This is a genomic window from Paraburkholderia sp. TE9906 (assembly GCF_056279605.1).
The window spans coordinates 72,083-87,315 of sequence record NZ_JBWCCT010000018.1 but is presented as its reverse complement, the minus strand read 5'-3'; the positions used below and the strand labels follow the sequence as shown (position 1 = coordinate 87,315).

Sequence of the window (15,233 nt, the reverse complement as noted above, 5' to 3'; positions counted from 1 at the left end):
AATCTGCCACGCCGCCAACGCTGCCCGCCGCGCGCGTCCAGTGACGCGTCGCCGGCGGCCAACGTGCCGCGCAGTCTTAGCTGAACATCAGTGCGGTCAGCAGAAAATCGAGCCCGAGCACCGCCAGCGACGCATACACGACCGTTTTGGTCGTCGCGCGCGACACGCCTTCCGGCGTGGGCTTGGCTTCGTAGCCCTGAAACAGCGCGACGAAGGTCACCGCGAGGCCGAACACCACGCTCTTGACGACCCCGGCGCCGACATCGCGCCAGACGTCCACGCCACCTTGCATCTGCGACCAGAACGCGCCCGCGTCGACGCCGATTAGCAGTACGCCCACCACATAACCACCCAACACGCCGACCGCGCTGAAAATCGCGGCGAGGACCGGCATCGCGACAATGCCGGCCCACAGGCGCGGCGCGACCACGACCTTGACCGGGTCGACCGCCATCATTTCCATCGCGGTGAGTTGCTCGCCCGCCTTCATCAGGCCGATCTCGGCCGTGAGCGACGTGCCGGCGCGGCCGGCAAACAGCAGCGCGGTCACCACCGGTCCGAGTTCGCGCACGAGCGACAGCGCGACCAGCAGGCCCAGCGCCTGCTCGGAACCGTACCGATTGAGCGTGTAATAGCCCTGCAACCCAAGCACGAAGCCGACGAACAGCCCCGACACGGCAATGATCACCAGCGAATAATTACCCACGAAGTGGATCTGCTTCGTGACAAGGCGCGGACGACGCAGCAACGGGAAGAACTCGAGCAGCAGCCGGAAGAAAAAACGCGTGGCGTAGCCGGCCGTGCCGAGCCCGCCGATCACCGAGCGACCGATCGCACTGATCATGACTGGCCTCCGCCGATGCCGAAGTCCGCCGCCAGCGACGCCTTGCTCGGATAGTGGAATTTGAACGGGCCGTCCGGGGCGCCGTCGATGAACTGCCGCACTGTCGGATCGGCCGACGCGCGAAGTTCGGCCGGCGTGCCTTCGGCGTGGACCCCGCCGTTGGCGAGAAAGTAGACGTAATCGGCGATCGCGAACGATTCAGGCACGTCGTGCGTGACCAGGATCGAGGTGGCGCCCAGCGCCTGGTTCAGCGCGCGGATCAGGTTCGCGGTAATGCCGAGCGAGATCGGATCGAGACCGGCGAACGGCTCGTCGTACATCATCAGTTCGGGGTCGAGCGCGATGGCGCGCGCGAGCGCCACGCGCCGCGCCATACCGCCGGAAATCTCCGACGGCATCAAGTCGCGCGCGCCGCGCAAGCCGACCGCGTTGAGCTTCATCAGCACGAGGTCGCGCAGCAATTCTTCGGGCAGATCGGTGTGCTCACGCAGCGCGAAGGCCACGTTTTCGAACACCGACATGTCGGTGAACAGCGCGCCGAACTGGAACAGCATGCCCATTTTGCGGCGCAGCGCGTAAAGGCCGTCGCGCGTCTGCTGGCCGACGTCCTGGCCGTGAAAGAGGATCTGGCCGCGCTGCGCGCGCACCAGACCGCCGATCAGACGCAGCACCGTGGTCTTGCCGCAACCCGAGCCGCCCATGACCGCGACGACCTGCCCGCGTTTGAAGCGCAGATTCAGGCTCGACAGGACGAGCCGGTCGCCGTAACCGAAGTCGACGTCGCGCAGCTCGAGTAAGGTCTCGGGGGAGGAAGACACGAAACTGACAGTCCTTTTACACGGAAGGCCGAATTATAGGGCCATCATGCAAAAGCTGCCGTGAGGTGCCCTGTCTCTAAAATAAGCCCGACGATTATTGCGTAAACGCTTGCTGCAGCGCAGAAACGGCGGCCGCCGGATCGGCTGCTTCCGTGACCGCGCGCACCACCGCAGCACAGCCGACACCCGTCGCCAGCACGTCGGGCAGCACCTGCAGGTCGATGCCGCCAATCGCCACCAGCGGCACGACACCGTCGAGCAGACGCACGTAGCGCGCAAGGCGCTTGAGACCCTGCGGCGCGGTGGGCATGACCTTGGTCGTGGTCGGAAACACCGCGCCCAATGCAATGTAGCTCGGCCGAAAATGCAGCGCTTTCAGAATCTCGTAGAAACCGTGCGTCGACAGACCCAGCCGGATGCCGGCGGCGGCCAGCGCGGAGAGGTCGGCGGTATGCACGTCTTCCTGACCGAGGTGGACGCCATACGCGCCCGCTTCGAGCGCGGCCTGCCAGTGGTCGTTGATGAATACCTGAGCGTCGTGCGCGCGTCCGGCGGCCACGCAGCGGGCGATTTCGCGCTTCAGCTCGTCGGCGGGTTCGGCCGATTTGCGGCGCAACTGCACCGTCTTCACGCCGAAGGCCACCACCCGCTCGGCCCATTCCGCGCTCGGCAGCACCGGATATAGGCCGAGCCGGTCCGGGCAGCGCGCGAACGCTTGCGCGGGCGCGGCCGGCAAACCGGCAAGGCGCGGGAATCGCGCGATGTCGGCCGGAAAGGCGTCGTCGGCGCGAGTTTCGTCGCCGTCGCGCCACGCGAGCGCCAGCACCAGCGCATCGTGCGGGTCGAAACCACAGTCGAGAAACGCGGCCAGCGCGGCAATCCAGTCGTCCGCCAGATGACCTTCGAGGCGGTACTTCTCGCCGCCCAGATGCAGCGTGGCCGTGTCCTGCGCCGCTTCAACCACGCCGGCGCCCTGCACCAGCCAGCGCGCCATCTGCTCGCCGTGCTGCTGGGCGTCGGCGATCACGATCAGGTCGCCGCCGTTGGGCTCGTCCGGCGCGGTCAGGCAGATGCGCCACGGCGCGTGCGTCGGCGGCCAGTCGCCGAGGCGCGCGCGGATGCGCTCGGTGGCTTCGGTGAGTTCGTCGGCGGGCGGCCAGAACAGGTCGCGATGCTTCAATGCCAGTGTTTGCGTCATGCGGCGCTCCCGTCTTGGTGCCAGAACGGCATGCCGACCACCGGCGTGCTCGCGTGCGCGCTTTCGCGCTCGGCCATCGGCCCCGCCAGAAAAGCCTGGCGGCCCGCTTCGACGCCCAGCGCGAACGCGCGCGCCATCGCATCGGGGTGCGTCGCCTGCGACACTGCGGTGTTCAGCAGCACGCCGTCGAAACCCCACTCCATCACCTGCGCCGCATGCGACGGCACGCCGAGCCCGGCGTCGACGATCAGCGGCACGTCCGGCAGCCGCTCGCGCAGCACCCGCAGCCCGTAAGGGTTGATCACACCCTTGCCGGTGCCGATCGGCGCGCCCCATGGCATCAGCGCTTCACAACCGGCGTCGAGCAGACGGCGGCCGATCACGAGGTCTTCGGTGCAATACGGCAGCACCTTGAAGCCGTCCTTGATCAACTGCGCGGCCGCTTCGATCAGCCCGACGGGGTCAGGCTGCAACGTGTAGTCGTCGCCGATCAGTTCGAGCTTGATCCAGTCCGTTTCGAAGATTTCTCGCGCCATGTGCGCGGTAGTCACCGCCTCGCCGACTGTCAGGCAGCCGGCCGTGTTCGGCAGCAGCGGCACTCCGTGGCGCTTGAGCAGATCGAAGAAGCCGGCTTCGGCGCCGCCTTCGTTCATCTGCCGGCGCAGCGCGACGGTGACCATGCCGGGGTGCGCCGCGTCGATCGAATCGGACAGCGACTGCAGCGACGGATAGCGCGAGGTGCCGAGCAGCACGCGGCTCGCGAAGGATTGGCCGTACAGCGTGAGCGCGTCGGCGGTTTGGGGGGAAGTCATTTGCATCATCGGGTCTCCGGCAAGGCGTGGCGGGCGGCGGGGCAACGCTTAGCCGCCGGCCACGGGTTGCACGACATCGAGCCGGTCGCCCGGCTGCAGCGCGCGCGCCGCATGCTGGGTGCGCGCGACGAAATCGCCGTTCAGCGCGACCGCGAACGGCGGGCGCGCGCCGTACGCGGCGAGCGCATCGGCGACGGTCGCGCCTTCGGGCAGCGACAACGGCTTCTGATTGATATGAATGTCCATGGTGTTCGAATGCGGTTCAATCGATGGCGAAAGCGGCGGGCGAGCGGCATGGGAGCGCGCAACGCTCATGCCGGCTCCCGCGCGCAATCCTGTTGGAAAAGCTCGCTCCAGCGCGCGTCGCGGCGCCAGTCGGCGAACGCGTCGGCATCGCCGATACGGCCGTCGAGCAGCGCCGACGCGAAGCGCACGGCTTCGTCGGCGACTTCGGGCACGATCATGTAGCCGTGCCGGTACAGCCCGTTCACGCGCAGTGTCCGCGCGCCGTCCCACAGGAGCGCCGGACGGTGGTCCGGCAAGGTCGGGCGGCACTGCGAATTCAGTTCCAGGATGCGTGCCTCGCCGAAGCCCGGATGCACGGAAAACGCCGCGCTCAGCAGTTCGAGCGCGGAGCGCACGCTGACCGGCGACATGTCCTCGCCTTCGACTTCAGTAGCGCCGATCACGTACAGGTCGTTCTGCTTCGGCGCGATATAGAGCGGATAGCGCGGATGCAGCAGCCGCACCGGGCGCGTCAGGTTGATACCTGGCGCATGCACCCGCGCGACTTCGCCGCGAATGCCCCGCAGCGTGGGCAGCACGGGCTTCGCACCGAGGCCCCGGCAGTCGATCGTGATGCGCGCGGACGGCAGCGACTGCTCGTCGACGGGCGTGTTCCAGTGAGTGTCGACGCCGCGCTGGGCAAGCCCCGCGGCCAACGCGGCCAGCACCTGGCGGTTGTCCAGTTGGCCTTCACGCGGCAGCAGCCAGCCCTGATTGAAGCGGCCCGCCAGCGCGGGCTCGGCCGCGCCGACCTGGGCGCCCGCCAGCGTCACGAAACCGCCGTCGAGCAGGTCGGCCGGCGCGTTCGAGCGAACCCGGCGCTCGAACAGCGGCGCTTCGGTGCGGTCGGCATGATGCCAGACGACCAGCGTGCCATTGCGCTGGAAGAACACCGGCTCGGGCAATTCGGCCAGCAACTGCGGCCAGGTATCGAGCGAACTCGCGCCGAGACGCGTGATCAGCAGCTCGGCGCTGGCGGCTTCGGCGAGCGGCGCGAGCATCGCCGCGGCGACCCACGCGGCGGCCTGCGAACCGGCGGCGTCGCCGCGCTCATACAGCGCCACGCGATGTCCCTGGCCCGCCAGACGCCACGCGACCAGCCGGCCGCAAAGACCGCCGCCGAGGACGGCGAAATCAGGTTGGGCGGACCGGTTCATCGCGCGGACTCCCGCGTGGGCGCCGCTCTACGGCGGCAAGCAAGGCTGAAGCACGACGCACCGACGGCGACGTAGCGAAGAGCAAAACACATATCTGAAGAATAGGCGGTCATCGAGTCCTTTCCGTACGGCAAAAAAACGCACGTACCCAGGACGAAACCGGCGGGTGAAGCCGGCCGGACAATACGCGCGCACTTACGTACGGACGCCGTCCGGCGGGGAATGGAAGACTGGCTGCTTCCGGAAACTTCCCGCGCCGGTATTACCCGGATCGGGTGCAAAGGGTCTCTCTCAGCCTCGCCGCCGCAGCCTGAAAATCAAGCCGCCTGTGGGCGAAGCACCCCTGTTTCGTCACAGGTCATTAGACCATAAAAGGCGCGGCACCCGCAAACCAGCGGCTCGCGCGCGCAGCCGGCGTTTGATCCGGCACCTTGTTTCATTGCATCGATGTGGGCGGACCCGGCGCTCTGGCACAATGCCGGGACCGGATGCCGCAAGCGCGCCTCGCCGCATGCGCGACGGGCGGCGCCAAGGCGAGGCCCTTAAGCGAAAATTAATTTTCGCTTAAGGGCCTCACGCCAGAATCGGGCGCTCGCCTGGACGCGCGTTCGCCGAATTACGTCGCCCGGGCAGGTATCGCACCGCCGTCGCAGAGCGGCCCAACATTGGGCCGCTTCGCGGCGCAATAGCCCGACATGGGCCGGCCGGAGTCGGGTCGGCGCTTCGGATCAGCACTTCGGGCCTGCACTTCATCAGGACGCTCATGACACCCAATATTTCTGCCAGCCCCGCGCTACCGCCCGACGAAAAAGTCTCCGCCTGGAGCCTGATCAAACCCTACTGGGTTTCCGAAGAACGCAAGACGGCGTGGGGCTTGCTCGTTGCGATCATCGTGATGAACCTGCTCGTCGTGTGGATCAACGTGCGCCTGAACCGCTGGAGCGCCGACTTCTACAACGCGCTGCAATCCAAGAACGTGCACGATTTCCCGCACCTGCTGATGGTGTTCTCGGGACTCGCGTTCGGCTTCATCATCCTCGCGGTGTACGGGCGATACCTGCGTCAGATGCTCGGCTTCCGCTGGCGCCAGTGGTTGACCACGCGCTATCTGAACGAGTGGCTGCACGACAGCGCCTTCTACCGGATCGAACGCGACCGGCTCGCCGACAACCCCGACCAGCGGATCAGCGACGACCTGCAATCGTTCGCCACCACCACGCTGTCGCTGACGCTCGATCTGCTGTCCACGGTCGTCACGCTGGTGTCGTTCATTACGATCCTGTGGTCGCTGGCCGGTGCGTTGACCATCTCGCTCGGCGGCATGCCGTTGCAGATTCCCGGCTACATGGTGTGGGCCGCGGCACTGTATGCGGTGGTCGGCTCGCTGATCATCCAGAAGGTCGGCCATCCGCTCGTGTCGATCAACTACCAGGCGCAGAAAGTCGAAGCGGATTTCCGTTTCGGCCTGATCCGGCTGCGTGAGAACGCCGAACAGATCGCGTTCTACAACGGCATGGACACCGAGAAGTCGAACGCGCACTCGCTGTTCGGCCGCATCCGCGACAACTGGTGGCAGGTGATGAAGTACACCAAGCGGCTCACCTTCGTGCTGAGCTTCTACGGCCAGATCGCGATCATCTTTCCGCTGGTGGTCGCCGCGCCGCGCTACTTCGCGGGCGCCTTCACCTTCGGTGTGCTGATGCAGATTTCGAGCGCGTTCGGCACTGTCAGCGATTCGTTCTCGTGGTTCATCAATAGTTATGCGAGCCTCGTCGAATGGCGCGCCACCGTGAACCGGTTGCGCGAATTCAAACGCGTCGTGCATGCGCCGCGCCTGAAGGAATCGGTCTCGCCGGCTACCGAGCATGGCGGCATCAACCTGCATTTCGTCGACGCCGATCAGCTTTCCACCGAAGGCCTCAAGCTCGCTCTGCCGAACGGCAACCCGCTGTCGCGCATCCGCGATATCGCGATTCAACCGGGCTCGCGCTGGCTGGTGCGCGGTCCGTCCGGCTCGGGCAAGAGCACGCTGATGCGCGCGCTCGCCGGCCTGTGGCCGTTCGGCGACGGCTCGATCGACGCGCCGGTCAACGCGCGCATGATGTTCATCCCGCAGGTCAGCTACATGCCCATCGGCACACTCAAAGCGGCGCTCACCTACCCGTCCTCGGCCGCCACCTACACCGACGAAGAATGCCGCGAAGCGCTCGTCATCTGCCATCTGTCGGAGTACGCCGACCGCCTGCAGGAGTCCGGACACTGGACCCGCATCCTGTCGCCGGGCGAACAGCAACGCCTCGCCGCCGCGCGCGTGCTCCTGCACAAGCCCGACTACCTGTTCCTCGATGAAGCGACCAGCGCGCTCGACGCGGAAAACGAAGCACGTCTGTATCGCCTGTTCACGGAGCGGCTGCCGAAGGCGGCGATCGTCAGCGTTGCGCATCGCGAATCGCTGGCGGCGTTCCACGACGAAACGCTCGACGTCGAACGTGCGGGCGAAGCGGTCGCGGCCTGACCATCATGAGCGACATCCGTGACGTGAGCGCAGCCCGCCCTGATGAGCGCGTCGTGCTGATCACCGGGGCGGGCTCCGGCATTGGCGCGGCGCTTGCCCGGCGCATCGCCGCGCCGCACTCGGCACTGATGCTGCACGCCCGTGGCGCCGATGACGCCGCCCGCCAGCGGCTTGCCGGAGTCGCCGCCGAGTGCCGCGCACGCGGCGCAAGCTGCGCGACGGTGTTCGGCGACCTCGCCGAACCCGGTGCCGCGGAACATCTGGTTCACCAGACGCTGGCACACTTTGGCGCACTCGATCAACTGGTCGCCAACGCGGGGCACGCGCAACGCCAGACCCTCAACGCACTCGACCCCGACACGTTCAGCGCCGCCTTCGCTGCGATGCCGGCCGCGTTCGCGGCGCTCGTCAGACGCGCAACCCCTGCATTGGAAACGTCGAAGCGCGCTCGCGTGATCGCGCTGAGTTCGTTCGTTGCGCACCGCTATCGCGCGGACGCGCCGTTTGCCGCGACGGCGGCGGCGAAAGCGGCGCTCGAATCGCTGGCCAAGACCGCCGCCGCGGAACTGGCGCCACACGGCGTGACCGTCAACTGCGTGGCACCCGGCTACACCCGCAAGGATCGCGGCCCGAGCGCGGAGAATGCGTCGGCGTGGACGCGCGCCGCCGAAGCGACGCCGCTCGGCCACGTCGGCGAGCCTGCGGATGTCGCCGCGCTGATCGCGTTCCTGCTCTCCGACGAAGCGCGCCATATCACCGGGCAGGTGATTCATATCGACGGCGGTCTTACCCTCGGCTGAGCGGCATTCTTGCAACGCACTACGCAACGGCACCCCCCTCCCGCCGCACGCGCCACCCCGTCACGCCTTCCCCTCGCCGCAACACAACATCCCGCAACATCCGGAAACACGCGAGAAGGGCTCGAAAGCATTTGCGAAGCGGGCAAGCTGTTCCGCGCTTTGAAAATGCCTCCCGGCAGCGACGATAGTCATGCGGGCCGATCCCGTCCTCGCCCCAACGTCATTCACTGTTACCGGACTCTTTGCCCATGTCATTCGATCGCCGCTCCCATCCATTGACCCAGCGCCTCGCGCTCGCTCTCGGCGCAGCGTTGCTGGTCGCGAGCACCGCGCACGCAGCGCAAGCCACTCAACCGAACGAGCCCGCAGACGTTTGCCCCGCGCTGAAACACATCGTCGACGCCGACGATTTCAAGCAGCTGCGCAGCCAGCCCGCTGCACAACTGCCGGGCGTATCGACCGCCGACGACTGCCGCGCCAACTCGCACTCGTACGACTGCCACTGGCGCGCGCACTGGGAAGCCGACGGCGTGATCAACGATCCGCTCGAAGAATTCGGCGCCGACATCGCCGCGTGCTTCCCGAACGTCGTGCACGACGTCAACACGCCGACGCGTCAGCATTTCATCGTGACCACCGCCGAGCGGCGCGTCAGCGTCACGGCCAGCGTGCAAGGGCAAAACGAATTGCGCCTGCGCGTCACGCGCTGAGCGTGCGCGCAAGCGCCATTCTCCGTAGCGATCCGCCGCGATCGGCCGCATTCCTCACCGCCACCAGGCATCCGCTCTCATGACCCTCACGCCGAGCATGCGCGTCGACGCCCGCTTCACGCGCCCCTCACGGGCCGCGTGGGTCCGGCTGCGGCGACCGTGCGCGTGGCTGGCCGTCGCCGCTCCGCTCGCGTTCGGGCTGAACGGCTGCGCATGGACGCTGATCCAGGCGGCCGACGCCACCGGCTCGGTGATTCAGGCGGGCTACGCGATCGCGGCGAACTACTCGTCACCGACCTTCGTCAACGGCAGGCCGGCCGACCTGCATCACGTCTGCATCGAAGTGAACCAGACGGTGTCGGTCGGCGATTTCGTGCCGGCGCTGCAACTCGCGCTCGACCGGCGCGGCATTCGTTCGGACGTCTACAATCCGGGCACCTCGCCCGCCGGCTGCGAGGCGCGGCTCGTCTACAACGCCGCGATCGACTATGGCCGCCGCTCGTTCAGCGACGAATCGATCCAGTATCTGTCGATCATCGATCTGACGCTGATCCAGAACGGCCGCATCCTCGTCACGGCGCGTTATCAGACCGGCGGCCTCAACACCGACCGCTTCTCTTCCGCATCGACCAAGCTCAGCGGTCTGATCGACCGGATGGTGGTCGATCAGACCGACTTCGCGCGCTCGCCGCCGCAGACCATTCAAACGTCGCAGGCGAACTGAGCGCCGGCTGCTTGCTTTGTCTTACGCGGGAAAGGATTCGAAAGTATCGCGCGCTTTGCTCCGCGCGCGCGCATCACTAAGATGCCCTGAATGAACCAAACCATTCTTGTCGTCGACGACGACCCCGTCGTACGTGAGCTCGTCAGCGAATATTTGCAGGGGCGCGGCTTCAAGGTCGCCACGCTCGAACACGGCATGGCGCTGCAGCGCAAATTGCAGGACGAGCGTCCCGCGCTGATCGTGCTCGACATCATGATGCCGGAGCTCGACGGCATCAGCGCGCTGCGCGCGTTGCGCGTCGCCGGCGACGATATCCCCGTGATCCTGCTGACCGCGCGCGCCGATACGATCGACCGTGTGATCGGGCTCGAACTCGGCGCCGACGACTATCTCGGCAAGCCGTTCGAGCCGAGCGAACTCGTCGCGCGCATTCGCACGGTGCTGCGCCGGCGCGGCTCGATTGCGCCGAGCGCGCCGGAGCAGCGCGCGCCGTATCACTTCGGGCGTTTCGAAGTGAATTTTCCGGCGCGCGAACTGCGCCGCGACGGCGAGCGCATCACGCTGCGTTCGAGCGAATTTGCGATGCTCAAGGTGTTCGTCACCCACGCGATGACCGTGCTCACGCGCTCGCAATTGCTGGAGAAACTACACGGCAATAGCGAGGCGCATCGCAACCGCAGCCTGGACGTGTCGATCTGGCGTTTGCGCCGGTTGATCGAAGTCGATCCGTCCGAGCCGCGCTACGTGCAAACCGTGTGGGGACGCGGCTATGTGTTCGTGCCGGACGGTGAGATCGGGGCCGCGGAACGAAGCGCAGCGCTCGCCTGACACGGCGCGGCGCGGAAGACGAACTGCGCAGCTTGCGCGGCATCGCGCAGCAACGCCGCGCGCGCATGCGTTAGAAAGTCAGCACACTCAGGAACATTCTCTGCAGCCAGCCCATCGTGGTGGCGTCGGACACCATGCCGACGCCGGCCTGCTCGATGCGCGCGTCGGCGACCTTGCTCGACGCGACGTAATTGCCTGCTTCGATATCCTTCGGATTGACGATGCCCGACAGCCGCAACCGGTCGCGGTTGCCGCTCATCGCGATCACCTTCTCGCCCGACACCACGAGGTTGCCGGTCGACATCGTGCCGATCACGGTGACGGCAAGCGTGCCGGTCATGCCGCTGACGTCGGTGAGGCTGCCCTGGCCTTTGTAGTCGGTGCTCGCCGAGCCGATGTTGAACAGCCTCGCGAGCCGCGCGGCGGCGTTGCTCGAATGATCGGCAGCGTCGGCGGTGATGCTGCTCGCGCGGCTCGCCGCCGCGGTCGAGCTGTTGTTGCCGCTATACGATTCCGCGAGACGGATCGTCAGCACATCGCCGATATGTTGGGCGCGCGGCGTTTCGTAAAGCAGCAGCGGCGTGCCCGCCTGATAGATCGCGCCTTGCGTGTTGACGTTCAGCGGCGCCGAAGCGAGCGGCGGCGCCATCGGCGTGTCGACGATCGAGTTCTGCTGATGGCCCGCGCAAGCGGCGAGACAAACCGCCGCGCCTAGCGTGACCGTGAGACGTAGCGCGATCATGCGTGCTCCTTGAAGGGGATCGGCCGGATGGGCCGGGTTCGGAATGGGTTCGGCCGACGTGAACGCACCACCGCCCCCTCGCATCGACGATCAGAGCGGTTCATCACCCCGCCTCCGCGCCGCTTGCCTGCCACTGCCGCACGACCGACTTCACCCACGCATCCGAACCCTTCAGCAGATAAGTGAGCGTGCCGTTGCGGCTGCCCGGCAAAAAGCACAACGTGATCGAACTCACCGCGTTTTCCCACACGTACGTCGGCATCGCACCCGACGCCGCCACGTTCTGCGTCGCGAGACGCGGCGGCCCGTAGCGATCCTCGAGCGCGTCGCGCAAGTCCTCGGCGGTCAGTTCGTCGATCACGAACGAAATCTCATACAGACGCAGCGCGCTCTGCGCGTCGGTCCGCGCGAAGCGCAGCACGTGCTCGAGCGCGGGCGCGCCGTCCACCACCGCTTGGGACATCGCCCAGCGGTCATCCACGCGATGCGCCCAGCGGCACGCGACCATCAGGCTCTCGCGTGATTTCAGCCGCATGCCGAGCGTGCCCGCCTGCACGTCGGTCTCGCAGACGGGCACGCTACCGATTGGCGTCGCCCGCACGGTCGAACCCGCGCGGAATTCGTCGAGCGTGATGCCGAGCGCCACGCCGCGAAAAGCAAACGGCGCGTCCTGCGAGCGCCGGCGCGCGGTGAACGGGGTGTTGACGGACGCGTCGGCGGACCCGTTGTTCGACGCGGCGCCCACCGCCTTCGCTTCGCGCGCGCCGGGCTGTGCGCCGGGTTGTGCACCAGCGGCCGACGCGACGATTCCGCCCAACAGCGCCAGCGCGCAAACAATCCGTGTGAGTGTCATGGTTCAGTCGATTGCGGAGGAGCACATATCGAATGGCGTGGCCGCGGCATGGCCGACGACCGGGATGATCTTCAGCGTGGCCGAAGTCAGCCGGCACGGCAGCGCGGCGACGGCACAGCCGCCGAGCGGCAGCAGCGCCGCGCCGAGCGTCAACCACACGGCGGCACGGACGAGGCGGGCAAAAATTCTCGGAGTCGACACACAGGCCTCGTGGGATCAGGCAGTCGTATTGACGTTGTGCCCGACGACCCCGGTCGGCGGCGACGGCTGCGCGCGGGTTGCGCTCTCCTGCGTCTGCGCGCTCGCGGCCGGGTTGCTGGCGCTCGCGGGTTTGTCCCTCGCGGTCGTGGACGTGAGCGAAGGAAGGTGAGTCGAACTGAGGTTGCTGTGAATGGTCATGATGAGCCTCGCGTGGCACCGGGTTTCGATTTCACGCCACCGGCCGTGGTCCAACGCATCAAGGCTGTCCCCGGCATGCGGCGCAACGTACTGCACGGCGAATCATCGCGCCGCACGCGCATCGGCGATGCACGAAGCAAAGCGCGCTTTCCGGCGGTTCTTACGAGCCGTTCCGAGCCGTTGCCATCGGTTCCAATGCTTGCAACGGATGCCAGCGCGCAGCCGTTTTTGATCGGCGGGAGGCGCTGGTGTGACACGGATTCCGCACGATTGCCGCGATCCAGCCGCGCTGAAATATGCTGTGAGCCTTGAGCGGCGGGCCTGACACGCGAGTCGCTCAGGACCGCGCGGCGCATCGTAAGCATTGGTAAGAAAACAGTCGGTCTCGCGTTGGGCGCGCCAGTCTAGAATTTCGCCATGAATCCACAGGTCCTTATCGTCGACGACGATCCGGTCGTACGCGATCTGCTATGCAAGTTTCTGCAATCGAACGGCTTCGACGCGTCCGTGCTGCACGACGGCACCCATCTCCAGCGCCGGCTCGAACGTGAACGGCCATCGGTCGTCGTGCTCGACATCATGATGCCGAACACCGACGGCCTGCGCGCGCTCACCGCGCTGCGCGCCGCCGGCGACGACATCCCGGTGATCTTCGTGACCGCGCGCGGCACGGTGGCCGACCGCATCGTCGGGCTCTCGCTCGGTGCGGACGACTATCTGACCAAGCCGTTCGATCCGCGCGAATTGCTCGCGCGCATCCAGACCGTGCTGCGCCGTCGCGGGCCGAGCACCACCAGCGCGCCGGAAGCCCGCAAGCGCTATCGCTTCGGCCCGTTCGAACTCGACTTCGCGACCCGTTCGCTGTCGCGCGACGATTCGAAGCTGCCATTGCGCGACAGTGAATTCGCGCTCCTGAAGATCTTCGTCAACAATCCGTACAAGGTGTTGTCGCGCGTGCTGATTCACGACCTCGTGCATCGCGACAATCTCGCGTTCCGCGACCGTAGTCTCGACGTGCCGATCTGGCGCCTGCGCCGCGTGATTGAGGAAGATCCGTCCAACCCCTGCTACGTGCAGACGGTGCGCGGCAAGGGCTACGTGTTCGTGCCCGACGCCAACGCCTCGCCCTTCGCCGACGAGGCCGCCCCAAGCGCATGAAAAATCCGCTGAACACGCTGTTCGGCAGAATGGCGTTGCTGTCTGCGGCGGTGTTGTTCGCGATTCAGGCCGGCTGGTTCGTGCTGGTGGTGATGCAGCCGCCGCGCCACGAAATCGACGGCTTCGCACGCGGCATTCTGCTGGTGCTGCAAGCCATCAACAGCGAGCCGATGAAAGGCACGGCGCTTCCGCCGGCCTTGCGCGTGCATCTGGTCCCCACCTGGAACATGCCGGCGAGCGTGCATCTGCGCAAGCCCACGGCTCATCCGCTGGTCGAACTGAGCCGGCATCTGCGAGAGAACCTGCCGCCGGGCACGCAGATCGCCGTCGACGACCTGCATCCGCCGCAGCTCTGGGTATTGTTCCCCGGCAAGTCGAACTGGGTGGTCGTGCCGGTCGATGTGCCGCCGCGCCCGCGTTTTGTCGTCGAAGGCGCGTCGATGCTGCTCGCCGCGCTGATTCTTTCGCTGTTCGCGGTCTGGCAGATGCAGCGGCCGCTGTCGCGCGTCTCCACCGCCGCGCGTGCGTTCGGCTCGGGCGGGCGTCCCGAACCGGTGACCGTGCAGGGCCCGCGCGAGTTGCGCGATCTGATCGGTTCGTTTAACGACATGATGCGGCGCCTGAACGAAGCCGGCGACGATCAGGCGGTGATGCTGGCCGGCGTCGCCCACGATCTGAAAGCGCCGCTCACGCGGCTCAAGTTGCGCGCAAGCGTGCTGGTGGCGGAGAACGAACGCGCCGGTCTGATTCGCGATGTCGACTCGCTGACCAACATCGTCCAGCAGTTTCTCGAATTCGCCGGCCAATCCGCCGACGCGGGGCCGCCGGTCGAAGTCGAAGAATTCTTACGGGAGCAGTTCTCGTCCGGTGACGCGTCCGGCGATACCGCCGGCGACAGCGCCGAAGCACCGCTCTTCACGCTCGATCTGCGCGCGGGCCCCTCGTTCACGCTGCCGCGCACACTGCTCGACCGGCTCGTAACGAACCTCGTCGATAACGCGCTCGAACACGGCACGCCCCCGGTGGAGATCGCCACCGGGCGCGACGATCGGCATTGGGTGATCAGCGTGCGCGACCACGGTCCCGGCATTCCCGACGAGCGCATCGCCGCGGCGATGAAGCCGTTCGTCCGGCTCGATGCCGCGCGGGGCGGCGAAGGCCATTGCGGCCTCGGCCTCGCGATCGTCGCGCGGCTCGCGCACGATCGCGGCGGGCGTTGTCATGTGCGCAATCACGTGCAAGGCGGACTGGAAGTGCGGATCGAACTACCGGTTGCCGCGCCGACCGCGTGACACCGAGCGAAGCGGCACGGCGAACGTGGCCGCTTACGCGTCCTTACTGAATGGATCCTCGCGATGACTGCGGCTTTATAGTCAGAGACGGCAACCTC

17 protein-coding genes and 1 riboswitch are annotated in these 15,233 nt (G+C 66.9%); of the genes, 7 read left to right on the top strand and 10 right to left on the bottom strand.

The annotated features are described in order from the left end of the window. Positions 1-76: 76 nt before the first annotated feature. The 6 genes from mlaE to ACZ9H4_RS32530 all read right to left on the bottom strand — a co-directional run bounded on the left by mlaE (position 77) and on the right by ACZ9H4_RS32530 (position 5,114). A complete protein-coding gene (mlaE, locus tag ACZ9H4_RS32555; RefSeq protein WP_408146454.1) occupies positions 77-844 on the bottom strand; it encodes a lipid asymmetry maintenance ABC transporter permease subunit MlaE in 768 nt (255 codons plus the stop codon). After that, the gene (locus ACZ9H4_RS32550) at positions 841-1,662 is read right to left on the bottom strand and encodes an ABC transporter ATP-binding protein (protein ID WP_408146452.1); all 822 of its coding nucleotides are present in this window, start codon (positions 1,660-1,662) and stop codon (positions 841-843) included. The genes mlaE and ACZ9H4_RS32550 overlap by 4 nt, the downstream gene beginning before the upstream one ends. 94 nt (positions 1,663-1,756) lie before the next feature. Further along, on the bottom strand, positions 1,757-2,860 hold the full coding sequence (gene thiE, locus ACZ9H4_RS32545; protein ID WP_476122473.1) for a thiamine phosphate synthase: 1,104 nt from the start codon (positions 2,858-2,860) through the stop codon (positions 1,757-1,759). Then, positions 2,857-3,672, bottom strand: a complete 816-nt coding sequence (locus ACZ9H4_RS32540; RefSeq protein WP_476122472.1) for a thiazole synthase — start codon at positions 3,670-3,672, stop codon at positions 2,857-2,859. Before ACZ9H4_RS32540 ends, thiE begins: the two co-directional genes overlap by 4 nt. Positions 3,673-3,720: 48 nt before the next feature. Next, entirely contained in the window at positions 3,721-3,918 is a 198-nt protein-coding gene (gene thiS / locus ACZ9H4_RS32535; protein WP_121315856.1) for a sulfur carrier protein ThiS, read from the bottom strand. Positions 3,919-3,983: 65 nt separating this feature from the next. Beyond that, positions 3,984-5,114, bottom strand: coding sequence for an FAD-dependent oxidoreductase (locus ACZ9H4_RS32530; RefSeq protein ID WP_476122471.1), 1,131 nt, complete (start codon positions 5,112-5,114; stop codon positions 3,984-3,986). A 231-nt stretch (positions 5,115-5,345) separates the two neighbouring features. After that, positions 5,346-5,469, bottom strand: a riboswitch (TPP riboswitch). Positions 5,470-5,877: 408 nt separating this feature from the next. Between ACZ9H4_RS32530 and ACZ9H4_RS32525 the strand changes: the two genes are divergently transcribed. The 5 genes from ACZ9H4_RS32525 (at position 5,878) to ACZ9H4_RS32505 (ending at position 10,691) form a co-directional block, all read left to right on the top strand. Then, a complete protein-coding gene (locus ACZ9H4_RS32525) occupies positions 5,878-7,629 on the top strand; it encodes an ABC transporter ATP-binding protein/permease (protein ID WP_408146444.1) in 1,752 nt (583 codons plus the stop codon). 5 nt (positions 7,630-7,634) lie between these two features. Beyond that, on the top strand, positions 7,635-8,429 hold the full coding sequence (locus ACZ9H4_RS32520; protein ID WP_408146442.1) for an SDR family NAD(P)-dependent oxidoreductase: 795 nt from the start codon (positions 7,635-7,637) through the stop codon (positions 8,427-8,429). 248 nt (positions 8,430-8,677) lie between these two features. Then, positions 8,678-9,139: a hypothetical protein gene (locus ACZ9H4_RS32515; RefSeq protein WP_408146441.1), complete on the top strand. Its 462-nt coding sequence runs from the start codon at positions 8,678-8,680 to the stop codon at positions 9,137-9,139. Positions 9,140-9,236: 97 nt separating this feature from the next. Continuing rightward, positions 9,237-9,863, top strand: coding sequence for a hypothetical protein (locus ACZ9H4_RS32510; protein WP_408146596.1), 627 nt, complete (start codon positions 9,237-9,239; stop codon positions 9,861-9,863). A 90-nt stretch (positions 9,864-9,953) separates the two neighbouring features. Beyond that, on the top strand, positions 9,954-10,691 hold the full coding sequence (locus ACZ9H4_RS32505) for a response regulator (RefSeq protein ID WP_121315861.1): 738 nt from the start codon (positions 9,954-9,956) through the stop codon (positions 10,689-10,691). A gap of 70 nt (positions 10,692-10,761) precedes the next feature. On the opposite strand, the gene ACZ9H4_RS32500 is transcribed toward ACZ9H4_RS32505, so the two are convergent. The 4 genes from ACZ9H4_RS32500 to ACZ9H4_RS32485 all read right to left on the bottom strand — a co-directional run bounded on the left by ACZ9H4_RS32500 (position 10,762) and on the right by ACZ9H4_RS32485 (position 12,685). Further along, positions 10,762-11,433: a flagellar basal body L-ring protein FlgH gene (locus ACZ9H4_RS32500; protein WP_476122470.1), complete on the bottom strand. Its 672-nt coding sequence runs from the start codon at positions 11,431-11,433 to the stop codon at positions 10,762-10,764. A gap of 103 nt (positions 11,434-11,536) precedes the next feature. After that, positions 11,537-12,286 (bottom strand): hypothetical protein, encoded by a 750-nt coding sequence (locus ACZ9H4_RS32495; RefSeq protein WP_476122469.1) that lies wholly within the window; start codon positions 12,284-12,286, stop codon positions 11,537-11,539. A 3-nt stretch (positions 12,287-12,289) separates the two neighbouring features. Continuing rightward, on the bottom strand, positions 12,290-12,487 hold the full coding sequence (locus ACZ9H4_RS32490; RefSeq protein ID WP_408146435.1) for a DUF6726 family protein: 198 nt from the start codon (positions 12,485-12,487) through the stop codon (positions 12,290-12,292). 15 nt (positions 12,488-12,502) lie between these two features. After that, positions 12,503-12,685, bottom strand: a complete 183-nt coding sequence (locus ACZ9H4_RS32485; protein WP_408146433.1) for a hypothetical protein — start codon at positions 12,683-12,685, stop codon at positions 12,503-12,505. A gap of 417 nt (positions 12,686-13,102) precedes the next feature. Between ACZ9H4_RS32485 and ACZ9H4_RS32480 the strand changes: the two genes are divergently transcribed. Beyond that, complete coding sequence (locus ACZ9H4_RS32480; protein ID WP_408146431.1) at positions 13,103-13,843, top strand: response regulator; 741 nt, start codon at positions 13,103-13,105, stop codon at positions 13,841-13,843. Then, positions 13,840-15,135 carry an ATP-binding protein gene (locus tag ACZ9H4_RS32475; protein ID WP_476122468.1) on the top strand — a complete coding sequence of 432 codons (1,296 nt, stop codon included), beginning with the start codon at positions 13,840-13,842 and terminating at the stop codon, positions 15,133-15,135. Before ACZ9H4_RS32480 ends, ACZ9H4_RS32475 begins: the two co-directional genes overlap by 4 nt. Positions 15,136-15,233 lie beyond the last annotated feature (98 nt).